Source organism: Marinobacter sp., from assembly GCF_034669625.1.
GTDB lineage: Bacteria > Pseudomonadota > Gammaproteobacteria > Pseudomonadales > Oleiphilaceae > Marinobacter.
In genome coordinates this window covers 19,479-44,488 of the sequence record NZ_JAXMOY010000015.1, presented here as the reverse complement: position 1 = coordinate 44,488, position 25,010 = coordinate 19,479, and the positions used below count along the sequence as shown (strand labels likewise).

Below are 25,010 nucleotides of genomic sequence, written 5' to 3'. Positions count from 1 at the left end.
AAGCTGCAACAGAAACACTGCGATTGGAAGAGCTATTATCTGATGCCTATTCTCGCTCACGAGATCATGACGCCCACCATCAAGGCTGTCCCCCAAAACTGGACCATGGATCGGTTGGCCCGCTTTCTCACCGACAACGAAATCACCGGCAGCCCTGTCACCGATGACAGCGGCGAAATCATCGGTATCGCAACCCTCAAAGACATCACCGAGTTTCGCTGGAACGCATCCCGTTCCGATGATCAGCCACAACTGACAGAAGAAGAGCAGAGTGACGCCCGTCGCCTGCGCATGGCGATCTTTGAAGAAATGGGCAAAGTGCCTGTCGAAGTCCGGGACATTATGACGCCACTGGTCTTCTCGATCGATGAAAACACCCCCGTACGTGACATCGCCAATGTGATGATGAGCGAACATTTGCACCGTATTTTTGTCACCCGCGATTCAAAAATCACGGGTATTATTACCACATACGACATGCTCAAAGTGATTTCAGACAAAGACTTATCCCAGCGCTGCGCCGAGTGCAACTGACACAACACAGAGGTAACGCATCTATGCCCAGAGCACCGCAAGCTCGCAAAAAAATGTACGTCCTCGATACCAACGTCCTTATCCACGACCCCAACGCCCTCCTGAATTTTGAAGAACACGACGTCATTATTCCGATGACGGTCCTCGAGGAACTCGACGGTCTGAAATCCGGCAAACAATCGGTTGCCGCCGACTGCCGCCAGGCGATTCGCAACATCGACAAATTACTGGGCGACGCCAACCCCAAAGACATCGAAAAAGGCATCCCCATCCTTCGGGGCAAAAAAGCCGATCCACTGGGCACGCTCTCCATCATCATGAGCACCGAACGCAACGGCAACCATTCGTTGCCGGAGCACCTAAACGACAACAAAATCATCAACACCCTGGCGGCCCTGCAAGAACGACACGCTTCCCACGACATCATACTGGTCAGTAAAGACATCAACATGCGCCTGAAAGCCCGGGGCTTCGGAGTGGAGGCTCAGGACTACCACAACGACCAGTTGCTGGACGACATTGATCTACTCCCTAAAGGCTACAAGGAATTCCCCAACTCCTTCTGGGACAATATCGCGAAGGTTGAAACCGTTCAGCGCGCTGGCGTCACCGAACACTTGCTCAAGCGCGAAGGCGAGTTAGCCAAACTTAATATCAACGAGTTCGTTATTGATGAGCGAGGCTTTATCGGTCAGGTCGCGGACATTTCTGACGATCAACTCGTGATCAAAGATCTGCTACACGACGATCTGATGAATGAAGAAGTCTGGGGTCTGGTGCCGAGAGACATTTATCAGGCCATGGCCCTGCACCTTCTGCTCGATCCCGAGATCCATCTGGTCAATCTGACCGGGTCAGCCGGTTCGGGTAAAACCATCTTGGCACTGGCCGCCTGTATCGAGATGACGGTCGCCAGCAAACTCTACAAACGCATCATCGCCACCCGCTCCACCCAAGGGCTGGATGAAGACATCGGCTTCCTGCCCGGCACTGAAGCAGAGAAAATGGAGCCTTGGCTCGGCGCCATCGTTGATAACCTAGAAGCGCTGCATGAAGACGACGAAAACATGTCGGCCAGCGTGGATTACATCCTCAGCAAGGTGCCATTGCACTTCAAGTCGATGAACTACATCCGGGGTCGCAGCTTCCAGCACAGCCTGATCATTATCGATGAATCCCAGAACCTGACGCCCCATCAAATCAAAACCATCATCACGCGGGCGGGTAACGGGTCGAAAGTGATCTGCCTGGGCAACCTGGCACAGATCGATACGCCGTATTTGAGCCCCCTTAGCTCAGGCCTGACCTACATGACCGAGCGCTTCAAAGGCTTCAAGCACGGCGGGCATATCCACCTGCAAGGCGTACCACGCTCGGCGCTGGCCGAATACGCGGAAGCCAACCTTTAAACGGACAGACGAAATGCAGGGCGACACCTCAATGGCCTGCATTCCGTCCTCAGGTAGTTGCCCCGGTTATCGGTGACGCAATCTACCACGCGGGCCACTTTGGCCCTTTATGTCACACCATAACCGGTGACGGCAGTATAGGATCGCCCCTAATAAAAATGACAAACTGAGTCGACAGGTAACTTCCTATGGCCAATCCTCTTTCATCCGATTTACTGATCGCCGGAGGCGGTCTGGCCGGTATCGTTACTGCACTCGAAGCATTAAGGGCAGGTAAAACGGTCACTCTGGTCGATCGCGACACCCCGCAGCGTCTAGGCGGCCTCGCCTTATGGGCCTTCGGCGGTATGGCCTTGGTTGATACCCCCCTGCAAAAACGACTAAAAATCCCCGATTCTCCGCAAACGGCCCTGAACGACTGGCTGCGGTTCGGAGAACTCGACCCAAACGATGAATGGCCCATGAAATGGGCCCGGTACTACGTAGAACACTCCCGCACCGAAGTGTATGACTGGTTGCTCGGCGAAGGGTTGAAGTTCATGCCCGCGGTGAACTGGGTTGAGCGTGGCCGACTGGCAAACGGTAACTCGGTACCCCGATACCACATTGTTTGGGGCACGTCCCGTGAACTCACACTGAAAATGATTGAAGCCATGCATCGGGCCGATACCGGTGGTCGCCTGACACTGCTCCACCAGCACAGGATTACCGGGCTCGATCACCAGAGCGGGAATGTATCCGGCGCCGTCGCCATCAATGAACTGACCGGCGAAGAAGTGCGTTTAACCGCGCCAGCGGTGGTTCTGGCCATGGGCGGCCTCAACGGCAGCCATCAAGAATGTCAGGCCAATTGGCCTTCAGAGCGCCCGCAACCAACCAGCATGTTGAATGGCGCTCATCCGTTTGCCGATGGCAAACTGCATCACTGGACCGAAGACAACCTGGGCGCGAAAATCACCCATGCCGGCGAGATGTGGAACTATGCGGCAGGTTTCCCCCACCCTTACCCACACTTTGAAGGTCACGGCCTTTCCACCATTCCCTGCAAGTCCGCTCTGTGGCTGAATCATCGCGGCGAGCGCATCGGCCCGGAACCCTTGGTCACCGGCTTCGACACCCACTGGCTATGCCAGCAAGTCGCAGCACAGGAAAAGCCCTGGACCTGGCATCTATTAAACCGGCGCATCGCCCTGAAAGAATTCGCCATCTCCGGCGCGGAACACAACGCGCGCATTCGCGACAAGCAGTTCCCGCTGTTCCTGAAAGAACTGCTACTCGGCAATAAGCCCTTGGTTACCCAAATGGAACACGAAAGCCCGCACTTTCTGGTAGCCGATACGCTTGAGGAACTGGCTGACAAGATGAACGGCCTGACCTGCTCAGTGGATATCCATCCCGCCACACTCCAAGCCACCGCCGATGCTTTCGACGCCAATTTCCACAAGGGTACACAGCTAAACAACGACCCGCAGATCCGGCTGATCCAACACGCACGGCAATGGGGGCCAGACCGATTGCGCACCTGCAAACCGGCCCCCTTACAGAAATCCGGCGCTGGCCCGTTTATCGCCATCCACATGCAGCTAACCACGAGGAAAAGCCTCGGAGGCCTACGCACCGACTTACAAAGCCGTGTTCTGGATGTCGACAATCAGCCCATCCCTGGCCTTTACTGTGTCGGGGAAGCCGCGGGCTTTGGCGGGGGCGGAGCCAGTGGCAAACGGTCACTCGAAGGTACATTTTTGCCGGGCTGCATCATGACAGCCCGGGCCGCGGCAAGGTCGATTTTGGCCGCGGGTTGACGCAAGCCTTCAACAAAAACCAATAAGAATATTGATCAGGAGAAGTTCCATGTCTAACGGCGCTCAAGCTTTAATGAAAACACTGGTGGATGCCGGTATAGAGGTTTGTTTCAGTAACCCGGGCACCAGCGAGATGCACTTTGTGGCCGCCCTGGACAACGAACCCAAAATGCGAGCGGTGTTGGCTCTGTTTGAGGGGGTCGCAACCGGCGCCGCAGACGGCTATGCACGGATGGCTGACAAGCCCGCGGCGACTTTGCTGCACCTCGGCTGTGGCTTGGGTAACGGTTTGGCCAATCTTCACAACGCCCGCAAAGGCAAAGTGCCGGTGGTAAACATTGTGGGCGATCACGCCACCTACCACGTTAAATACAACGCCCAATTGCAGTCAGACATTGAAACCGTGGCCCGCAATGTTTCCCCCGGATTTGTTCGCACCTCCCAGACTACAGAACAACTTTGCCAGGATGCAGCAGAAGCCGTTGCCGCCGCCAAGGGCCTTCCCGGTCAGGTTGCCACACTGATCCTGCCAGCGGATGTTTCCTGGGGTGAAGGCGGCGTCCCTTGTGCACCGTTGCCAGAGCCTGAGTTCGTTGGCGCTGACGATGCCACGGTTCAAGCCGTTGCAGAAGCAGTGCGCAGCGGCAAAAAAAGCGCGGTATTGCTGGGTGGCCGAGCGCTTCGGGAACCGAGCTTGATGGCCGCTGCGCGCATTGCCGCCCACAGCGGCGTAAAGCTGTTCGCTGAAACCTTCCCGACCCGCATTGAACGGGGCGTTGGCCTACCTCCGGTCGAGCGGATCGCCTATCTGGCGGAGTTGGCTACGTTACAATTATCCGAATACGACAACTTGGTTCTTGTCGACGCGAAGCCTCCGGTCTCGTTCTTCGCCTACCCCGGCAAACCGAGTGATCTGGTGCCCGAACACTGCACGCTCTATACGCTATCCACCCCCGAGCAGGATGCACTCACCAGTCTGAACAAACTGGCAGAAGTGTTGGGCGCCGCCTGCGTGGACCCCGAACTTCAGCAACCGGCTCGCCCCAGTCGCCCTCGTGGGAAACTCACGGCAGAGAAAGTCTGTAAAGCGCTCGGGCACCTGATGCCGGAAAACAGCATCATCGTTGATGAAGCCATTACCTCCGGCTTGATGCTGAATGTGATGACCGCAGGCGCACCTCGGCACGACATCATCACTCTCACCGGCGGGGCCATTGGCCAGGGCCTGCCCAGCGCAACTGGCGCCGCCATTGCCTGCCCGGATCGCCCGGTTTATGCGTTGATTGGTGACGGCACCGCCATGTACACCATTCAAGCCTTGTGGACCATGGCGCGTGAGCAACTCAACGTCACCTCCATCATCTTTAATAACGCGTCTTACTCGATTCTGAACGTCGAACTGGAACGTGTGGGCGCGGAAGAGGCCGGTGAGAAAGCCAAATCGCAGCTGGACATCAGCGGCCCTGTGACCCACTTCGCCCAGCTTGCACAAAGCATGGGCGTGCACGGCATTCGGGTACACACGACAGAAGAGCTGCTAAAAGCGATGGAGTACGCCCAGAATAACCCAGGGCCTCACCTCATCGAAGCCATCGTGCCGGAGTCACTGAATGGAGTTAAGCGGAAGGTACTGCCCTGGCTGCTGCGCTCGCTTCCGCGCTTGCCGCGACCGGTGTCCAAGGCTTTGAAGAAGAAAATAGCCCCTTAAGGGAATACCGGGGCGTGAGTCAGTGCGGGCTTAACTCCCGCACCGGCTCAATCTTTGAACTCGGCTTTATCTAAGCCGTGCTTTTTCATCTTGTCGTACAATGTTTTGCGGGCTATTCCGAGCGCCACCATGGTGTCTTTGATACTCCCCTGACAAGCATTCAGCGCACTCACAATGGCAGCACGCTCAAACCCGTCCATCATTTCAGACAGGGTCTGGCGCCCCGACAAGTGTCGGATATCGTCACTATCACTATCCTCCAGCGCCGCAGGCCCCAACAGCACATAGCGCTCCGCCAGGTTGCGGAGCTCTCTGACGTTTCCGGGCCAGGAGTGCTGCATTAACCGGGCCGCCTGCCCGGCATCCAGTGGCACACTTTCCCGGTCATAGCGGGCGGCGGCAATCAACGCGAAGTGATGAAACAGTGTAGGGATGTCTTCTTTGCGTTCCCGAAGAGACGGAATGTCCACTTTCACCACATTAAGGCGATAATACAGATCCGGGCGAAACTCCCCTTCATCACACAGTTTCTTCAGGTCTGCTTTGGTAGCCGCGATGATGCGAACATCCACATCCAGCACTTGATTGCTGCCCAACCGCTCGACCTTCTGCTCTTCAAGCACGCGCAGAAGTTTAACCTGCAGCGCCATTGGCATGCTTTCCACTTCATCCAGAAACAAGGTGCCCTGATGCGCGTGTTCCACCTTCCCGATGCGGCGTTTGTCCGCGCCGGTAAACGCCCCCATTTCGTGGCCAAACAGTTCGCTTTCAATCAGGTTCTCAGGCACCGCACCACAGTTGATCGCCACAAAATTGTAACCACTGCGCGGGCTACTTTCGTGAATGTAACGAGCCAGCGCGTCTTTACCGGAGCCAGTCTCACCATACAGCAAAATATTGGCGGAAATATCCAGAATTGGCTCTACCGTTGCCATCACCCGCTGCATCGTGGGTGAATCCCCCAGGATGCGAGGGCCAGGTTTTGCCAGTTGACGCAGCTGGGCTTTCAATTGGCGGTTTTCCAACGACAGATGCCTTTTTTCGAGCGCGTGCTTCAGCAGCTCGATCAGCTCCTCGTGATCAAATGGCTTTTCAATGAAATCGTAAGCGCCCTGCTGCATGGCCGATACCGCCGTACTGATATCGCCCTGCCCGGTCAGCAGAATAACTGGAATGTCTTCATCGATCGCACGTATTTTTTGCAGCAACTCCAAGCCGTTCACTTCCGGCATGTTGTAGTCACTCAACACGATGCCAGCGAATTCCGGACACACCTGTTTTAGCGCGGATTCAGCATCAGCAAAGCAGGCCACAGGCATATCTTCCAGTGCCAGCGTCTGCTCCATCACCATCCGAATATCGGGATCGTCGTCCACAAAAATCACTAGCGGTGCGGTCATTCCTCTGCCCTACGCTGTTTCAGTTTCAGAACAAACTCGGCGCCCGGGCCATCCGCCCGGTTCTGGCCCGATAAGGTGCCACCAAGAGCCTCAACAATCTGTTTCGAAATCGACAACCCCAACCCTAATCCTTGTTTCACTGACCGCGTGGTAAAGAAGGGTTCAAAAACACGCTCGGTGTTTCGAGGCAATCCGTGGCCGTTATCCCGAACCATGCAGCACCAATATTCCCCGTCTTCCACAACATCCACAAGAATTTCGGGCTCAGCCTGACCTTCCACGGCCTGAACCGCATTTGCCATCAGGTTAACCATAACCTGTTCCACCCGAATCAAGTCGCCGTGACACATCAAGGGAACGTCCGGCCGGCGCCATCGAATATCGATGCCGTCGCTGGTGCTCTGAGCGGTAATAATTTTCAGCGCGGCATCTACAGGTAAGCGCAGGTCCACCAGCGACGGCGGCCCTTCCGACTTACGCGCAAATACCTTGAACTGACGAATCAGCTCCGCCATTTTATCGCACAGCGTGACAATCTCCTGCAAGTTGGCATCGACCATGTCGCCGGCCCCACGCTCCAGGAACTTCCGGCTGTTACGGGCATAGGCCTGAATGGCCGTCAGTGGCTGGTTAATCTCATGATTAAGCCCCGCAGACATCTGTCCCAACACGGCTAACTTGGCAGCTTGAATCAACTCTTGCTGGGTTTCCCGCAATTCCGTCTGGGCCCGCTCTCGCTCCTGAATTTCAGCCAACAATTGATCATTCGAGCGCTTCAAGTCCACGGTACGCTGTGCCACCCGACGCTCCAACTGTTCACCCCTTGCCGCCAGCTCTCGCTCCCGTCTTTGACGCTCGCGCAGATACAGCCAGGTCAGAAAACCCGCCAGGAAGATCGCGCCACCACCCAGCAAAAAGCCGAGCCGGTTCCAGGTCACGGGGCGCGTGTCAGCAATAACCAGCAGCCGCCAATCCAACCGGGGTAAACCGGCCTCCAGCGCCAGATAACTCCGCTCACCATCCGCTCCGTGCATCCGCATTCGCGTCGATTGTTCCGACAACACCCACGGTCCTTCCTGAAGGTTGAAATCAACAGGTTTCAAGTCTCGCATCGGGTAGCGCTGGCGCACTTTGGTATTCGCGGCGGCCTGACCATCCAGCGAAAAATCACGGTATAACCACCTCCGGTTACTGGCCAAAAAGCTGACACCGTCATCATCCAAAACCACCATTTCAGCTTGTCGCTCGGTATCGGGCCGCTGCCAATGGGATTCCAGCTCGTGCACCAGCACCTTGACCGCAACCACCCCAAGGATCGAGCCACGCTGATCCCGGACCGGATGAGAGAAATACAAACCGCGCTCAAGAGACATAGTGCCGAGGGCAAAATACACCACCGCCCCCCCTGTACCCAAGGCATCATAAAAGTAAGGTCGATAGGAGTAATTACTGCCCACAAAGCTATCGGGCTCGCCAAAATTGTTCGCAGCAACGGCAAGGCCGGTCAGGTCCATCAAATAGATGTCCGAACCACCCACGATCGTAGCCATCCTCTGCATCTGCTCGTTGGCCTTGAGGATGGTCACCGGGTCATCCGGTCGTCGGAGGGCTTCCGCCAATAGCGGGTGTTCCGCGATCAATTCGGGAACGGGAATGTAGCGGTTGAGTTCGTTGGCAACCAACTGGCGGTAACGAAAGGCTTCCTGCAGGCTGTCATGTTCCAGCTGGCGGTAACCAAACCAGCCACCAATCACCCAGGCCAACAGCAGGGTGACGATCAGAACGACAGCAACACTGATCCGATAAAGCATGGGGTCGGGTTCCGGAAAAGCCTCTAGACTAACGTCCGGAACCCGGCAGGACAACCGGCTTTCACACCCGTTGCCCTGCCCTTGACTCACCATGTCAGGCCGCGGCCAGTCCTGGTGCCTGCTTACGCTGGATCAGGAAAGCGACAACCGCCAACCCGATACCCGCGAAGTCGGTCCACATGCCACCTTCAATGGTTAGCAAGGCGGCAGCAACCAGCAGCAAACGTACCAGAACCGGCGCCGCTGATTTGGCGAACCAACCCAGGACACCGGCTGACAGCAAGTACACACCAAAGATTGCCGTGATCAACGCCCGCGCAATCTCGAGCCATTCCGCATTCATCAACAGCGCACCGTTGTAGAAGAACATGAACGGTACGATAAACGCGGCAATGCCGATACGGAACGACGCGACCGACGTCGACATGGCATTGGCACCTGAAATCCCCGCAGCCGCGTAGGAAGCCAGCGCCACCGGCGGTGTAATCGCAGATACCACGGCGAAGTAGAACACGAAGAAGTGCGCGGTCAGCGGCTCAATACCCAGCTGAACCAAGCCTGGCGCAACGACAGACGCCGCTACCGCGTAGGCGGCCGTGGTCGGCATGCCCATACCCAGCAGGATGGAGATGAACATCGCGAACACCAATGCCAGCAAATTACTGTGGGCAGCCACATCCAGCAACAACACAGAGAAGCGCGCACCGACACCGGTCAGCGAGATAACACCCACGATAATCCCGGCCGCTGCACAGACAACGATGATCTGGATAGACATGTAAGCCGCAATTTCAAAGGCGCGCAAGATCGCACGAATCCCCATTTTGTTGGGCGAAATCCAGCTCACCACCGCTGCGGACACCGTCGCCAGCGTACCGGCACGGATGACCGAATAGCCCTGGAACAGAGCAACAATCAGGATGATGATCGGTGCAAACAAGTACACCTGGCGCACCAGAACCTTCAGGTCCGGCAACTCATCGCTGCGCATACCGCGCATCCCCAGCTTCTTAGCCTCAAAATCGACCATGAAGAAGACTGATGCGAAGTAGAGGATCGCAGGAATGATCGCGGCAATGGCGATGTCGGTATAAGGAATACCGGTAATCTCTGCCATGATGAAGGCACCGGCACCCATGATCGGTGGCATGATCTGCCCACCGGTTGAGGCCGCGGCTTCAACAGCACCCGCAGACTCTTTGCTATAGCCTACCCGCTTCATCAACGGAATGGTCAGCGAGCCGGTCGACACAACGTTACCGGCACTGGTGCCGTTGATCATGCCCATCAGACCCGAGGCAAAAATGGCCACTTTGGCGGGGCCACCACGGGAACGGCCAGCGGCGGCGAACGCAAAGTTCACAAAGTAGTCGCCCACTTTAGAAGCCTGAAGAAACGCAGCAAAAATAATGAACAGAATGATATAAGTCGAAGACACCGCGGTGGTCGGCCCCAAGATTCCCGCATCCGTGTAAACCTGACTGAAGAATCGCTGTACCGACAGGCCCGGATAGCCCAAAAAGCCCGGCAGATAAGGGCCAACAAACACGTAGGCGAGGAACACTAGCCCGATGACCACCAGCGCCATGCCCGCCACCCGGCGAGTCAGCTCCATGATCATCGCAGTGCCGGCCACAGCCGCGAAGGAGATCCCTACTGGCGCAAAGGCGGTACCCGTCGTCATCCGCATAGTGGTGTTGAATACCACCAGCAAATAAGAGGCAACGGCAATAGAGCACACAACCAAAACAAGGTCCGGCATACTGAAACGAGCACGATCACGCTGGTGGAACCAGCTCATCACAATACCAATACCCGTGGCCGCCAACAGAGGCCAACCAAAATGCCAGGTTTCCAGCTCAACGGGCACCCGGAAAGCGCCCGCCTTCAGCAGCAGGTCAAAGGCATAGGTCTGATATAGCGCGTAAAATGCGGGAATCAAAGCCACCGCACTGATCCAGGACGTCCATTTGTGCCGGGTTTCTCCCTCCTCGGAGGAAACAAAACGGGCACCAGCAAACAAGATAAAACCCAACACCAAGGCGCCGGCAACGTGCACAATCCGGAACGACCAAGTCTCCATGGGCGCCACATTCAGCGTGTACAAATGAAACACGGAATAGGCAATAGCCAGCATGATCACAAACTTGAGCAGAAGCCCGGTAAACATCCGGCGATTGGCCTCAACGGGCTCTTCGTCAACGTCGTGCGCAAGCAGGTGATCTTCGTTAATCGTCAGGTTTTCAGCGGATGGTTGCCCACCATCAGCGGGAAAATGTTCTTTGGTCATGATTGGTCCTGCCTGTAGAAAGGCGGTTATTCAGATGCAACCAAGCCCCGGAGGGGATAACGCACCCCGGGGCTTAAGCCTTATTACTTAATATCGCTGGCTTCGATGGTGTAACCGTTTTCGTTAAACCAACGGGCAGCACCCGGATGCCACGGCAATACCGTGTTCTTGGTGTAGTTTTCTGGAATGGAGAATCGAGCTGCCTTGTGGATAGACACCATCTTCTCGTTGTTTTCCATGGTCAGCTTGGTGATTTCATACACAAAGCTTTCTGGCATGTCGCAGTTCACCATGGCGAAGTTCCACATGGACACAACGCGCGACGGCTCCTCCAGAGACTGGTAGGTGCTGGCAGGAATAACAAACTCGGAAACCGGGAAACTGTCGACAATTGTCTTGGCTTCTTCGTCGTTCATACCGATGATGTTCACATCAGTTTGCACTTCCAATTGGCTAACCGCCGGAATTGGAATGCCTGCTGCAAACGCAACCACGTCAATCAAACCATCCTGCAACTGGCCACCCAGATCCGACCAGCTTCCGTTACGGCGCTCAAAGTTAACCCCGAGGGCTTCCATCATGCGTGGGAAGTAGGTGTCAGACGTGGAGCCTGCCGGGCCAAACCCGATAGTCGCACCATCCGGGATATCAGAAATAGATTCGATGCCGGTGCTGGTCAGAGCCGTGATAGAGAACGGTGTCTCGTACATCGGGAACATCGCACACACGTTGTCCATCTTCATGCCCGGTGCCAGAGGGCTTTCACCGTCTCTGGATTCACGGGCCGGACCCATGGTCGTCAAGCCAAACTTCAGGTCACCGGTGTGAACCAGCGCCATGTTCTGAACCGGGCCACCTGTGATTTCAGCACCACCAGACACACCCAGGTTTTCGGCCACAAAGTTCGCCCAACCAGAACCGTATGCGAAGTAGGTGCCGCCCTGGCTTGCAGTGCCGACAGTGAAACTGTCCGGCCAGCCGGCACGGTCTTGGGCAACAGCAGGTGTTGCAGCGAATACAGATGAGGCGAACGCGGCCGCCATGATGGTCTGAAGATTCATAAAAAAGCTCCCGATGCGTTTTGTTAGTTCGGTGCAGACGAGGCCGCATTCGACCTCCTGACCGAGCCCTAAAGCAAAACCTGAGCCATAAATACAAAGAATCTATAAAACAACCATCTACGACAACACGAAGAAATCAAGAATGGAAGAAATGGGTAGAAACCCACACATATATTTATTGCATTGGGTTAATTCCCGCCAAAACCAATCCCGGCCCTCACCAGCGCCCCTGCAACGTCGCCACAACCCTTCGCCCGCCAGCGTTGTTCCGGTGTTCACACAAGTAAATACCCTGCCAGATGCCGAGCGCCAGCTTGCCGTGGGTGATGGGAATGGTGAGCGTTGGCCCGATGATCACGTTCTTGATGTGGGAAGTGGTGTCATCAGGCCCTTCCAGGGTGTGTTCATAATAAGGCGCGTTTTCCGGCACCATGACATTGAAATGGCGTTCCAGATCACCGCGCACATCTGGATCAGCGTTTTCATTGATCGCCAGGGACGCCGAGGTGTGCTGAATAAAAAGATTCAACAAGCCGACTTCGCAGTTGGTCAGCTCCGGCGCCCGCGCGAGGATGTCGTCGGTAACCAGATTGAAGCCCCGAGGGTACGGCGGCAACTCAATGATGTTCTGATGCCAGATCATAGTCTCTCCACAGTTTATTTCTGCAGGTCATCCCAAGGGTGAACCGGAACAGCGGCGTCTTCGGGCACCTCGCTTTCGTATGAGCTTCGGAAGTAATCCATGGCTTTTTCCGCCTCACCCAGCTCATCAAAACGGGCGATGTGGTAAATCGCCTCACCTTCATTCACCAGCGGCAAGTTGTTCACACAGATCACAATGCCCGAGCACGGAGATGCAATCGCGACTTCCGCTTCACCGAACGGGTCAGCGACCATCGCCAGCTTTTGTCCTTTGCGCACTCGTTGCCCCAAACGAGCGACCGGACGCATGATGCCGTCGATGTCAGCTCTCACCCACTGTGAGTTTGCCGCGGTTTCCGATCGCTTCTTCGGTGCCTTGGGGCCTTTCTTGGCCGGCACCATTTCCAGTTCCCGCATCACTCGGATAATGCCTTTCACCCCGCTGGCGATCACTACATCGTCAAAACGCAGAGCTTCGCCGCCTTCAAAGGTAATCACCGGAATGTCGAGCGAGTCCGCGTAGGCTCGCAAACTGCCATCCCGAAGACCGGCGTTGATGATGATCGGTGCACCAAAGGCTTCAGCCATGCGGGTCGTTTCCGGGTTTTTCAGTTCGGCCCGTATCTGCGGCAGGTTGAACCGGTGAACGGCGCCAGTGTGCAAATCGATGATGTGCGTGACTTTCTCCATGATCAGGGTGCGCAGCAAGTAGGCAATACGGCCACCCAAGGAGCCTGTTTCCGAGCCGGGGAAACATCGGTTCAGATCGCGACGGTCCGGCAGGTACCGGGTGCGCTGAACGAAGCCAAATATGTTGACGATGGGCACCGCCACCAAAGTGCCCCGCAAATGCCGCAGTGCCGAGTTTTTCATCACCCGGCGAATGATCTCGACACCGTTGATTTCATCACCATGAATAGCGCCACACACCATCAATACGGGCCCGTCACGGCGGCCATGCACCACTTCCACAGGAATATGCAGCGGCGTGTGGGTGTACAACTTGGCCACCTGAACGTTCACGGTTTCGCGAGTGCCTGCCTTCACCTGCACTCCAGCAATCTCAAACGGTGCTCTTGCCATGAACGGTCAGCCTCTGCCCTTGGTTTTGGTTTTCCAAGGCTTATAGTTTTTCTCAGTCCAATTAATGATCATACCCGCAACGTTTTTACCGGTGGCATTCTCAATGCCTTCCAGTCCCGGCGACGAATTCACTTCCATCACCAGCGGACCACGGCTGGAGCGCAGCAAATCCACACCCGCCACGTTCAGACCCATGGCCTTTGCGGCGGTGACGGCCGTGCGCCGCTCTTCCGGCGTAATGCGCACCAACGAAGCGGTACCACCACGGTGCAGATTCGAACGAAACTCACCCTCAGCGCCCTGCCGTTTCATCGACGCAATCACCTTATCGCCAATCACAAAACAACGGATGTCGGCGCCGCCGGCTTCCTTGATGAACTCCTGCACCAAGATGTCGGCTTTCAACCCCATGAATGCTTCGATCACGCTTTCTGCCGCTTTGCGGGTTTCCGCCAGCACCACACCAATACCCTGGGTACCTTGCAGCAACTTGATCACCACCGGCGCGCCGCCCACCATTTTCAGTAGTTCCGGCACGTTGTCCGGCTTGTTGGCGAATCCGGTCACGGGCATGCCTACGCCTTTACGAGCCAACAACTGCAACGAGCGTAACTTGTCGCGAGAGCGGGTAATCGCCACCGATTCGTTCAATGGAAACACGCCCATCATTTCAAACTGACGCAGAACGGCCGTGCCGTAGAAAGTGACTGAGGCCCCAATCCGCGGAATCACCACGTCGAAATCCTCCAGGACTTCTTCGTGATAATGGATCTTGGGGTCCGCAGACGTGATGTTCATTGAGCAATGCAAGCAATCGATAACTTTCACTTCATGCCCGCGATTGATGCCTTCTTCCATCAAACGTCGGGTCGAATAGAGGTGACGATTGCGCGACATAATCGCAATTTTCATGATCAGGTCCTTGGTGCCGGTTCGCCGGCAAGATACGAAGCTTCAGGGTATACAACGGCGCGCCCCGACATAGCGGTGCGCCCCAAGAGCATCCGGAATCTCATAGAGTCCCGGTTGGTTAGTGTCATTTCAATCGGCCAGCTTTCATCACCCACGGTAACCGTGGTTTCAATCACCAGCCGCAGTTCTTTGTGGCCGCCGGAATCCGTCACGGTGCGCTCATCCAGCACTTTCGCATCGCACTCGATGACGTCCTTCATTTCATTCTGGACGGGATGCACCCAGAACTTCACGCGGCGCTCTCCGTTCTCAGTATAGGGCTCTGTTCGGAAAGTATGCAGGCAGGAGGTACGCGCCCCCGTATCCACCTTTGCTTTCATCCGGCCAATTCCCAGCTCCGGCAACCCCACCCACTCGCGCCAACCGAGCCCGACTCTGTTTTCAGTGGTGGCAGGCGGCGTGGTTTTAATTTCTTCAGTCGTGCTTATCGACATCCGGGAGACCCTTTTCTTTATTTTGCTCCGGTGCCAACAACTGCACCCGGAATGGCTCTGAATGGCTACCGGCATAAATGCTGGTATGTGGAAACGGTATTTCGATGCCGTGACCGTCCAGAATTTTCTTAACAGCGATCATCATGCTGCTACGGCCTTCTAAAAATCGGTCTTTAGGCACCCAAAAGGAAAACTGCAAGTCCACGGACGATGCACCAAACCCCGTGACCTGCACGAAGGATTTCGGCTCTTCCAGGCAGGCGGCATTTTCCACCGCCAGCTCCAGCAACAGCTCGCTTACGCGCTCAACATCTTCGGCGTAGGCGATACCCAGTGTCAGATCTATTCGCCGGATTGGAAAACGCGAACGATTCACCACCCGTGTTTTAATCAAAGTTTCGTTGGGTATACGCACGTACAGGTTGTCGGGCGTACGCAGCTTTACACTCAGGAGATCGATCGCAACCACTTCACCGGCGGTACCGTCCACTTCGATGACATCACCAATTTCGAACGGCCGCTCCATAACCAGGAACAAGCCGCTGATAATGTTTGAAGCTGACGTTTGGGAGGCAAAACCAATCGCCACGGTGAGAATACCTGCCGCGCCCAACACAACTTCCAGCGAGAACCCAACCTCCCGCAGCGCCGCCATCGCAAACAGCATGAACACCAGATAGAAGCACAAACGGCGGATCATAACCTGATGATGACGAGAAACCCGCTCGCCCACCAAACGGCCCGCACTGCGGGCAATCAGCGTGCCGAGCACCGCGCCCAGCAACAACAGGAATGCCGCGGAGAACCACTGCCCCCAAGCTATGCCGTTGGCTATCTGGGCGATTGTTTGCTGTATCGAGTCAAACAAAGCAATACTCCTGTTTTGGCCCTTAGCCAAAGATGTGGTCAACGGCGCGAACCAACCTCCGCCCTCGGGCCAGTTTCTCCCGGGCAGGTGCAATGGCTTCACATATACCCGCCTCAGGGCTAACCGTAGGATCGATATGCAGGCTGGCTGAACTCATATCGGTTTCGCACTTCACCGTAACACCCGAGGTCCAAAGTTGCCCACGCTCGTTCCGGTAGATGGCCAGTAGCGGTGTCGGCAAACTGAACCGCTCCAGCAACAGCGGCTTTTCTCGCTCGTTAATAATGGTCACGGGGGTCACGGCACGCCAAGGCCTTTTGGGCACGGCCTCCAGCGCCAGCCGGCCATAAGTGGAGGAGGCGTAGCACAGCTCCCCCTCGCGGGTATTTCTCCCCAGCCAGGTCATTGATGGTGGTGCCAGTGGAAACTCGGCCAGCTCGGTACGCGCTTCACCGACACAGACTTTTATCCACAACGTGGTGCCTACGTACAACACACAGCGGGCGCCGGCTGGAACGGTCAAAGGCTGAAACGGGCGAATGACCGTGGGCAGATCGGCCATGGCGGGCACAAAACAGAGAACCCCGTCATCCTTCGTGCGCACGAAGCGCTGAACTTTGAGATCTGCCGATGGCAAGGTGTGGCCCGTCGATGCATACCAGTTTTCGGGGTCAGTGCCTTGCTTGGATGACCGCTCCCGGATTTGCCACTCCAGATCCAACAACGTGATCCATAACTGACTATGACCAAGTTGATGCTGTTGCGTCTGGCCGGATGCCAATTGATAGGGGTGTGCCCAGACACCGTCGCGCTGGTTTTCGGTTTGCTCTGTCATACCGTGGAAAAAACTCCTTTTTCCTGGCGGAGATTATTGCTTAACTATAATCCAATCAGGCAAGGTCAGCGAATATATAAGTTAATGATTTTTCGCCTGTAATTACCCCTATTCCACAGCACGAGGTAAACCCGCTCATGGCTGAACTGGTCTGGTTCCGAAACGACCTCCGCACCGCTGATAACGCGGCTTTGACCGCCGCCTGCAAAAGCGGCCGCCCCGTGCAGGCGTGTTTTATCGTAACGCCTGCACAATGGCAGGAGCACGACTGGTCGGCCGCGCGGGTTCGGTTTGTACTGGAACACGCCAACACGCTATCGAAACAATTGGCCAAACTCGGTATTGCGCTTAGCTTCCTTCACACCGACACCTACGATTCGATCGTGGACATACTCGAAGAACACTGCCGCCAGCACAACATAAGCCACCTGCACTTTAATGAAGAATATGGCGTCAACGAACGCAAGCGAGACCAACAGGTTCGGGATCGGCTAACGGCTGTGGATGTGTCGGTAAAAAAATACCGGGACCAAACCGTTGCCCCGGTCGGGCAAATTCTCACTCAGAAGGACGAACCCTATTCCGTTTTCACACCCTTTTCCCGCCGGTGGCGTGTGTGGATAGAAGAAACCCACCCGACTCTGTATCCGGCACCTTCTGCGATGGGGCCAGAAGTCACACCGGAACAAACCGACACTCTGCCCGCGCCATTCGAGCACGCGCCGGAGCCTCTGGTCGAAACCGGTGAGGACGCCGCCCACGACGCTCTGGATGAGTTTCTCGCCGAGCGCGCCGCCAGCTACAAAGACACCCGGGACTTCCCGGCGCTGGACGGCACCAGTCTGCTGTCGCCCTATCTAGCCAACGGAATCTTGTCCGGCCGTCAGTGTCTGATCGCCGCCCAGCAAACCGGCAGTTCCGGCGAGGGCATTGAAACCTGGATCAACGAGATTGCCTGGCGCGACTTCTACATCAACATTCTCTATCACTACCCACGGCTCAGCATGCACCGGGCCTTCAAGCCAGAAACGGAAGCACTTAAGTGGAATCCCCCCGGAGAACACTTTGAAGCGTGGAAAGAAGGCCGAACCGGTATTCCGATTGTCGATGCGGCCATGCGCCAGTTAAAAGCCACGGGCTGGATGCACAATCGCTTACGGATGATCACCGCGATGTTTCTGTCCAAGAACCTGTTCATTGACTGGCGACTGGGTGAAGCCTGGTTTATGCAGAATCTGGTGGATGGTTTTTTGGCCTCGAACAATGGTGGCTGGCAGTGGAGTGCATCCACGGGCACAGACGCAGCGCCCTACTTCCGGGTATTCAATCCGGTCACTCAGAGCGAACGTTTTGACCCAAAAGGCGAATTTATCCGGAATTGGGTGCCGGAGCTGGCGAAGCTGGATAACAAGCGCATTCACGATCCGTCAAAAGGTGGGGTAATTCCCAAGGGCTATCCGCGGCCAATCGTGGATTTGAAGGAAAGTCGGAAGGAGGCGATTGCACGGTTTCAGGCGTTGAAGGACTGAGCTTGCGGTCTTGGGCAGGCACCCCAACCCGGCCCTACGCCGAAGTTAGCCCGAGCACACGGGGCAGCCGTGATCTTTCAGCAGTTTCATTTCTCGCCACTGCATTTGCCAAGCGTCTAGGATGAGCAAACGACCAACTAAGGGTGTACCGACCCCGCTGATAACTTTAATGGCTTCCATCGCTTGAGCTGAGCCAATCATGCCCACCAAGGGGGCAATAACGCCGGCTTCCGAACAGGTCAGGTCTTCGTTACCTTGTTCTTCATACAAACAGTGGTAACAGGGGCTCTCGGGGTTGCGGGGGTCGTAAACCGAGAGCTGCCCTTCCCCCCGAATGGCCGCGCCGGAGACTAAAGGAACGCCGGCGGCGACCGAAGCGCGGTTAAGGGCAAAGCGGGTGCTGAAGTTATCGGTGCAATCCAGCACCAAGGTTGCTTCCGACACCAGCTGCTGAAGATCGTCACCCTCAACTCGGCAATTAACGGCATTCACCGTAATTTCCGGATTGATAGCGCGAATCCGCTCCGCCAGGCGTTCGGCTTTTGAATCGCCAATCCAGTTTTGCTGGAAGCCGATTTGGCGTTGCAGGTTCGCCAGTTCGATCTGGTCATCATCCACCAGCGTTAGCTGCCCTACTCCGGCCGCGCCTAAATACAGTGCGACGGGGCAGCCCAAGCCACCGGAGCCCAGAATCATCACCCGGGCCTCATTGAGCTTTTGCTGGCCAGCAATGTCGAATTGGGGCATCAGAATTTGGCGGCTGTAGCGGAGCAGTTCGTCATCGCTGAGCATGGGAGGGTCTCGCAGTTAGTCGCTGGTTGGCTTCCGGGCCAGGGTCATGCGGTCGTTGCCGCCGTAATCTTTACGGGTTTCTATGGTGAGCCATCCGGCTTCGGCAAACAAACTCCGAACCGCTTCGCCTTGGTCGTAGCCGTGCTCCAGCATCATCCAGCCCCCCGCATTCAGCCAGTCCAGACCTTGGATGATCAACAAACGAATGTCATCAAGACCATCGTCACCCGCGACCAACGCCGATTCTGGCTCGAAGCGCACGTCGCCTTCGCTGAGGTGGCGATCGCTCACCGGAATATAGGGCGGGTTGGAAATGAGCAGATCGAAGGTGCCTGCCGGGATGTCCTCAAACCAGTTACTTTGAACTACGGTGACCGGCAGGTTCAGATTTTGGCTATTCTCACGAGCCAAGTTTACGGCTTCGGCAATACGATCACTGGCCATGATCTGCCAGTTTGGCTTTTCGCTGGCCAATGCCAAGGCAATCGCGCCAGTGCCGGTACCCAAATCCAGCACTCTGGCGGACTCAGGCAATTCGAGAAACAAAGCGGTTTCCACGAGGCATTCGGTGTCGGGGCGCGGAATCAAGGTGGACGCCGACACTTTCAGGGGCAGTGACCAGAATTCTTGCTGGCCGAGCAGATAAGCGATGGGCTTGCCGTTAACCCGCTCAGCCACCAGAACGGAAAACTGCTCGGCCTGTGCAGCCGTGACTTCCCGCTCGGGCCAAGCCCGAAAACTGGTGCGACTCAGGCCGCTGACGTGGCTCAGCAACAATTCAGCGTCCAGCTTGGGTGAATCGCCACCGATGCTGGCTACCGCGTCATTTATTAAGGCTTCACAGGTCAACAAGGGCTTAGTGATCCTGTGACAGTTCTGCCAGCAACTCAGCCTGATGCTCCTGTTGCAGAGGTATCACCACCGCATCCAAATCACCGCTGACCACCTCATCCAGCTTATACAGCGTGAGGTTGATACGGTGATCGGTGACTCGACCTTGCGGGAAATTATAGGTACGGATACGCTCGGATCGGTCACCGCTGCCCACCAGGCTTTTACGGGTTTCGGCCATGCTTTGCTGCTGTTTTTCCTGCTCGGCATTCTGCAGGCGAGACGCCAACAAGCTCATAGCCTTCGCGCGGTTCTTGTGCTGTGAACGCTCTTCCTGGCACTCCACCACCAACCCTGTCGGCAAATGAGTGATACGAATTGCGGAGTCGGTTTTGTTAACGTGCTGCCCACCAGCACCGGACGCCCGGAAAGTATCTACGCGCAAATCGCCTTTGTTGATATCAATGGCTTCTGCTTCGTCAGCTTCCGGGATAACTGCCACGGTGCAGGCGGAAGTGTGAATGCGCCCCTGGGACTCAGTTTCGGGCACACGTTGAACACGATGCGCACCGGACTCAAATTTGAGGGTCCCATAAACTCCATCACCGGACAGGCGCGCGATCACTTCTTTATAGCCGCCGTGCTCGCCTTCGTTCTCGTTCAGTATTTCAACCTGCCAGCGACGCTTTTCTGCGTAACGGGAATACATGCGGAACAAATCACCGGCAAAAATCGCGGCTTCATCGCCGCCGGTACCGGCGCGCACTTCCAGAAACACGTTTTTGGTGTCGTTCGGGTCTTTCGGCAGCATCAGCCGCTGCAACTCGGCGTCCAGTTCTTCGCTACGCGCCAGAGCATCGGCCAGTTCTTCTTCCGCCATGGCACGCATATCGGCATCGCCGTCTTTAGCCAACTCTTTCGCTTCGGCAATATCCCCAAGAGACTGCTGCCATGCCTGAAAGCATTTCACGACAGGTTCAATTTCCGCGTACTCTTTGGATAAATCACGAAATTTGTTCTGGTCGGTAATTACTGACGCATCGCTCAACAGCGCACTCACCTCCTCGAACCGCTCTACCAGCTGTTCAAGGCGGGATTTAATCGATGACTTCATAATTTTTCCGTGGTGGTGGGCTCGTCAGCATCCAAGGTTTCAAGCTGATAAAGCTCGCGCAGAAAATCCGCTACCTCGGTGCGCCCGTCAGCCATGGCTTTACGCACCTGCGTGGATGGTTGATGCAGAAGTTTATTGGTGAGACCCCGCGCCAGACTGCGGAGTGCAGTTTCCGGGTCGGTACCGTTACGTAACGCCCTAAGCGCTTTCTCGGTTTCCGCGTCGCGGAGAGATTCCGCTCGTGAACGGAACACCTTCAATGTAGAGACCGCATCCAAAGCGCGAAGCTGGTCAAGAAAATCCTGAACACCACTGGCTATCAGATTCTCTGCCTCACGAGCGGCACCTTCCCGAGAGCGAACGTTTTCCTCGATCACCTGCCGCAAATCATCAACGGTGTAGAGGTAGACGTCCGCCAGGGCTCCCACTTCCGGTTCAATATCACGAGGAACCGCAATATCCACCATGAAGTACGGACGGTGTTTACGCTTTTTCAGTGCTCGCTCCACGGCACCTTTACCGAGAATCGGCAGCGGGCTGGCCGTTGAGGAAATCACAATATCGACATCCGCCAAGTGATCCGGGATTTCGGAGAGGACAATACCTTTGCCGCCATGAATCTCCGCCAGCGCTTGCGCACGTTCCAGCGTGCGGTTTGCCACCAGGAAGTCACGTACCCCAGCATCGGCCAAGTGGCGAGACACCAGCTCGATGGTTTTACCAGCACCGATCAACAGCGCTTTATTACGGGACATGTCGGCAAAAATCTGATGCGCCATGCTGACAGACGCATAAGCGACGGAAACCGGGTTCTCGCCGATCGCCGTTTCTGTCCGAACGCGCTTCGCGACTGAGAAGGTGTGCTCAAACAGCCGGGAAAGGAATGTGCCGGTGGCATTGTGCTCTCGAGCCAGCGCGTAGGCATCTTTGAGCTGTCCGAGAATCTGCGGTTCACCCAAAACCATGGAGTCGAGGCCTGCAGCCACGCGCATCATATGCCGCACGGCGTCGGAGTCCCGATGCACGTAAATCACGTTTTCGAGGTCGGCCGCGTCCAGATCATGAAATCCGGCCAGCCAACGCAATAGCGCCGGCGCGCAGTCGTCATCGCCCGCCAAATAGAGTTCCGTGCGGTTACACGTAGACAGGATGCCGGCTTCACTGGCACCCGTCGCCACCCGCAACTCAGAGAAGGCCTCAGCCATCCGTTCAGGTGTAAACGCTACCCGCTCGCGGATCTCCACGGGCGCCGTGCGGTGATTTATTCCCAGTGTCAGCAATGCCATGGTGAGATCAAAACACCCTAGTCCAATGGAAGATAAGCTGCCTCATTCTACCGGCGCCTGCTTGCGCCTGCCACCTGAAAAACGCCCCGTCTTCGGCAACTGCGGACATGTTGGGCAACTTCAAGCGCTTATGCCATTATAGGCATTCGGTCTTGACCACGAACCGACCTGCCTCAATTTTCGAGCAATGAACGGTCATTCTGAAACACAGCCTTGAGCTCACAGGACGTTGCATGCAAAGAAACGCACCATACCTGGCCACCTGCCTGCTGGGATTTACCTTCGCCGCTTTATCCGGCTGTGCCAGCCTTTCAGGGTCATCAACACAACCGGCCCCCGAACCTACTGCTACCCCAGCAACTGACAAAACAGACATTGAGTACGCCGACTTCGAGCCGGAAGTGCTCTACCAACTACTATCGGCAGAAATCGCGGCGCAAAGAGGCCGTTACGATGTCACGTTGGTCAACTATCTTCAGGCCGCAAAAACCTCCAACGATGACGGCGTCATCGAACGGGCCATGCGCATCGCGCAAACGCTCAATGCCGATAACGCCCAACAACAACTGGCTGACTTGTGGCTTGAGAAGTCACCGGAAAACATTCAAGCCCATCGTGTAGCCGCCATCCAGGCCGTCAAACGACAAAATCTGGAAACCGCACTGTTCCACATGGAAAAAATCATGGATCAAGACGAGGACGCTGACTTTGACAACCTCGCCGCCATGGCTACACAGCTCCCTGCCGCCCATCAACAAGAATTACTGTCACTCTACCTGCGCCTTGCTGAACGCCACCCGAATACACCAGATCTTGAATACGGCATTGCCCTACTGATGAAAGTCACCGGCGCGCCCCAAGACGCCCTCACAAGACTGGAACCCTTGCTCAGCGAACACCCGAACTTTCAACCGGCCATTACCCTCAAGGGTGACTTGCTCTATCAAACCGGACAGACAAAGAGCGCACTGAACTACCTCACCACCAATACTCGGCGATTCCCCGACAATCGCCAGATGGGCACACTGTACGCTCGAATGCTGATCAACGAGCAAAAGCTGCAAGCCGCGCAAGATGAATTTCAGCGGCTGGTAACGCTCCACCCTAAAACGCCGGGGCTTAAGCTATCCCATGCATTGGTGGCCATTGAAAACCAGCAACCGGAAATCGCCCGCACCGAGCTCACGACGCTGGTCGAGCAAGGGCACCACATCAACGAAGCCGCGTATTACCTGGGCCGCATTGAAGAAGAAGCTGGCAATACTGAACTGGCGATCAACCACTACCAGAGCGTCGAAGAGGGCAATTACTACTTCCCCGCATTATCGCGGGCCAGCGAGCTGCAAGCGCAGGCCGGTGAACTGGAGGAGGCCATCAACCACCTTCATTCACTAAGAGCCAACAACCCCGAGCAAGCCGAAAAGTTTTGGCTGCTGGAGATCAACTTACTGATTGATCAAGATAAGAAATCGCAAGCCTTGGCCGCAGCCCACAAAGCCCTTGAGGCGCACCCCAAAAGTGTTGAGGCTCGCTATGCTCGCGCCATGCTACTGGACGCTAACGACGAGCCAGAACAGGCTGAACAAGATCTGAAAATCATTCTCGATATTGAACCTACCAGTTCCATCACCCTGAACGCACTCGGCTACATATTGATCGAGCGAAACGACCGCCTTCAGGAAGCTCAAGGCTACATTGAGCGAGCGTTGGCGCTCGACCCGGACAACCCCGCTATCCTGGACAGCATGGGCTGGGTCCTATTCAAGCAAGGTCACACGATGGAAGCTCTGGACTATCTGGCGAAAGCCTGGGCCACCTACCCGGATCCGGAAGTGTCTGCCCACTACGGAGAAGCACTCTGGAGCATTGGAGAAGAAGAGCAGGCACGCATTGTCTGGGAGGAAGGTCTGGACAACGACCCTGATCACGAAATCCTGCTCGAAACCATACAGCGCCTGACCAACGACGGGAGCAGCGAATGATCTCCAGAATTCCGCTATTGTTGGCCCTGCTATTCGCAATCACCGGCTGTACAACCATTCAGCTGGAGCCACTACCTGAGGGCATGACAGAGCAACCACCTGTCGATTGGGCCACTCGCTCCACAGAATTAACCCAATTCAATCACTGGCTACTGTCCGGCAAGCTCGCCGTCAAACAGCCGTCAGACAGCGGCACCGCAGTAATCAACCGCTGGCAACAGCACAATGAAAGCTACGAGCTGGCCTTGTCTTCATCGTTCTTGGGAATGGGCAGCACCCAGCTGAAAGGGGTGCCCGGCTACATTCATCTGACGATGCCGAACGGCGACAGTTACCAGTCTTCCGAACCTGAAAAGCTCATTCAGGCAGCCACTGGCTGGCAACTGCCCATCGACAACCTGACGTGGTGGATCAAAGGCTTGCCTGCGCCCGACGGAGACTTCCGTTTACTGTTCGATGAACAGAACAAACTCGCCATTCTCAAACAAAATGGCTGGGAGATTCGCTACGATCGCTGGCATCCCTTCATAGACACTCTGCCAGAACTGCCCGCCCGCATCACAGCGCTGAAAGGCGACAAGCGCGTTCGGGTCGTCATCAGCCGCTGGCAGCGCGAGGACTAAATTC

21 protein-coding genes are annotated in these 25,010 nt (G+C 56.0%); 7 read left to right on the top strand and 14 right to left on the bottom strand.

Annotated elements, in window-relative coordinates:
- The first annotated feature begins 42 nt into the window (after positions 1-42).
- The 4 genes from VOI14_RS12625 (at position 43) to VOI14_RS12610 (ending at position 5,453) form a co-directional block, all read left to right on the top strand.
- Complete coding sequence (locus VOI14_RS12625; RefSeq protein ID WP_323752404.1) at positions 43-534, top strand: HPP family protein; 492 nt, start codon at positions 43-45, stop codon at positions 532-534.
- Between the two features lie 23 nt (positions 535-557).
- On the top strand, positions 558-1,943 hold the full coding sequence (locus tag VOI14_RS12620; protein ID WP_323752403.1) for a PhoH family protein: 1,386 nt from the start codon (positions 558-560) through the stop codon (positions 1,941-1,943).
- A gap of 188 nt (positions 1,944-2,131) precedes the next feature.
- Entirely contained in the window at positions 2,132-3,745 is a 1,614-nt protein-coding gene (locus VOI14_RS12615) for an FAD-binding protein (RefSeq protein WP_323752402.1), read from the top strand.
- Positions 3,746-3,794: 49 nt separating this feature from the next.
- Entirely contained in the window at positions 3,795-5,453 is a 1,659-nt protein-coding gene (locus tag VOI14_RS12610; RefSeq protein ID WP_323752401.1) for an acetolactate synthase large subunit, read from the top strand.
- A 47-nt stretch (positions 5,454-5,500) separates the two neighbouring features.
- Here VOI14_RS12610 and VOI14_RS12605 read toward each other — a convergent pair whose 3' ends face one another.
- The 10 genes from VOI14_RS12605 to VOI14_RS12560 all read right to left on the bottom strand — a co-directional run bounded on the left by VOI14_RS12605 (position 5,501) and on the right by VOI14_RS12560 (position 16,849).
- Positions 5,501-6,853 carry a sigma-54 dependent transcriptional regulator gene (locus VOI14_RS12605; RefSeq protein WP_323752400.1) on the bottom strand — a complete coding sequence of 451 codons (1,353 nt, stop codon included), beginning with the start codon at positions 6,851-6,853 and terminating at the stop codon, positions 5,501-5,503.
- The gene (locus VOI14_RS12600; protein WP_323752399.1) at positions 6,850-8,664 is read right to left on the bottom strand and encodes a sensor histidine kinase; all 1,815 of its coding nucleotides are present in this window, start codon (positions 8,662-8,664) and stop codon (positions 6,850-6,852) included. The genes VOI14_RS12605 and VOI14_RS12600 overlap by 4 nt, the downstream gene beginning before the upstream one ends.
- A 94-nt stretch (positions 8,665-8,758) precedes the next feature.
- The gene (locus tag VOI14_RS12595; RefSeq protein WP_323752398.1) at positions 8,759-10,954 is read right to left on the bottom strand and encodes a TRAP transporter fused permease subunit; all 2,196 of its coding nucleotides are present in this window, start codon (positions 10,952-10,954) and stop codon (positions 8,759-8,761) included.
- A gap of 83 nt (positions 10,955-11,037) precedes the next feature.
- Positions 11,038-12,015: a TAXI family TRAP transporter solute-binding subunit gene (locus VOI14_RS12590; RefSeq protein ID WP_323752397.1), complete on the bottom strand. Its 978-nt coding sequence runs from the start codon at positions 12,013-12,015 to the stop codon at positions 11,038-11,040.
- 217 nt (positions 12,016-12,232) lie between these two features.
- Positions 12,233-12,658 carry a secondary thiamine-phosphate synthase enzyme YjbQ gene (locus VOI14_RS12585; protein WP_323752396.1) on the bottom strand — a complete coding sequence of 142 codons (426 nt, stop codon included), beginning with the start codon at positions 12,656-12,658 and terminating at the stop codon, positions 12,233-12,235.
- A 14-nt stretch (positions 12,659-12,672) separates the two neighbouring features.
- Positions 12,673-13,740, bottom strand: a complete 1,068-nt coding sequence (locus tag VOI14_RS12580) for a succinylglutamate desuccinylase/aspartoacylase family protein (protein ID WP_323752395.1) — start codon at positions 13,738-13,740, stop codon at positions 12,673-12,675.
- Between the two features lie 6 nt (positions 13,741-13,746).
- The gene (rimK, locus tag VOI14_RS12575; protein WP_323752394.1) at positions 13,747-14,652 is read right to left on the bottom strand and encodes a 30S ribosomal protein S6--L-glutamate ligase; all 906 of its coding nucleotides are present in this window, start codon (positions 14,650-14,652) and stop codon (positions 13,747-13,749) included.
- Positions 14,653-14,654: 2 nt separating this feature from the next.
- On the bottom strand, positions 14,655-15,146 hold the full coding sequence (locus tag VOI14_RS12570) for an ATP-dependent zinc protease (RefSeq protein ID WP_323752393.1): 492 nt from the start codon (positions 15,144-15,146) through the stop codon (positions 14,655-14,657).
- Positions 15,127-16,014 (bottom strand): mechanosensitive ion channel family protein, encoded by an 888-nt coding sequence (locus tag VOI14_RS12565; RefSeq protein WP_323752392.1) that lies wholly within the window; start codon positions 16,012-16,014, stop codon positions 15,127-15,129. The genes VOI14_RS12570 and VOI14_RS12565 overlap by 20 nt, the downstream gene beginning before the upstream one ends.
- Before the next feature lie 22 nt (positions 16,015-16,036).
- Positions 16,037-16,849: a hypothetical protein gene (locus VOI14_RS12560; RefSeq protein WP_323752391.1), complete on the bottom strand. Its 813-nt coding sequence runs from the start codon at positions 16,847-16,849 to the stop codon at positions 16,037-16,039.
- A 137-nt stretch (positions 16,850-16,986) separates the two neighbouring features.
- Between VOI14_RS12560 and phrB the strand changes: the two genes are divergently transcribed.
- Positions 16,987-18,378: a deoxyribodipyrimidine photo-lyase gene (phrB, locus tag VOI14_RS12555; protein WP_323752390.1), complete on the top strand. Its 1,392-nt coding sequence runs from the start codon at positions 16,987-16,989 to the stop codon at positions 18,376-18,378.
- A gap of 45 nt (positions 18,379-18,423) precedes the next feature.
- Here phrB and VOI14_RS12550 read toward each other — a convergent pair whose 3' ends face one another.
- Genes VOI14_RS12550 through hemA form a run of 4 tightly spaced genes read right to left on the bottom strand, consistent with a single transcriptional unit; the run spans position 18,424 to position 22,401 of the window.
- Positions 18,424-19,170 carry a molybdopterin-synthase adenylyltransferase MoeB gene (locus tag VOI14_RS12550; RefSeq protein ID WP_323752389.1) on the bottom strand — a complete coding sequence of 249 codons (747 nt, stop codon included), beginning with the start codon at positions 19,168-19,170 and terminating at the stop codon, positions 18,424-18,426.
- Between the two features lie 15 nt (positions 19,171-19,185).
- Entirely contained in the window at positions 19,186-20,022 is an 837-nt protein-coding gene (gene prmC, locus VOI14_RS12545) for a peptide chain release factor N(5)-glutamine methyltransferase (RefSeq protein ID WP_323752388.1), read from the bottom strand.
- 4 nt (positions 20,023-20,026) lie between these two features.
- Positions 20,027-21,115, bottom strand: a complete 1,089-nt coding sequence (gene prfA, locus VOI14_RS12540) for a peptide chain release factor 1 (protein WP_323752387.1) — start codon at positions 21,113-21,115, stop codon at positions 20,027-20,029.
- Positions 21,112-22,401, bottom strand: coding sequence for a glutamyl-tRNA reductase (gene hemA / locus VOI14_RS12535; protein WP_323752386.1), 1,290 nt, complete (start codon positions 22,399-22,401; stop codon positions 21,112-21,114). Before hemA ends, prfA begins: the two co-directional genes overlap by 4 nt.
- A 233-nt stretch (positions 22,402-22,634) precedes the next feature.
- On the opposite strand from hemA, the gene VOI14_RS12530 reads away from it, so the two are divergent.
- Positions 22,635-24,383 carry a tetratricopeptide repeat protein gene (locus VOI14_RS12530; protein WP_323752385.1) on the top strand — a complete coding sequence of 583 codons (1,749 nt, stop codon included), beginning with the start codon at positions 22,635-22,637 and terminating at the stop codon, positions 24,381-24,383.
- Positions 24,380-25,006 (top strand): lipoprotein insertase outer membrane protein LolB, encoded by a 627-nt coding sequence (gene lolB / locus VOI14_RS12525; protein ID WP_323752384.1) that lies wholly within the window; start codon positions 24,380-24,382, stop codon positions 25,004-25,006. The genes VOI14_RS12530 and lolB overlap by 4 nt, the downstream gene beginning before the upstream one ends.
- Positions 25,007-25,010: the final 4 nt, after the last annotated feature.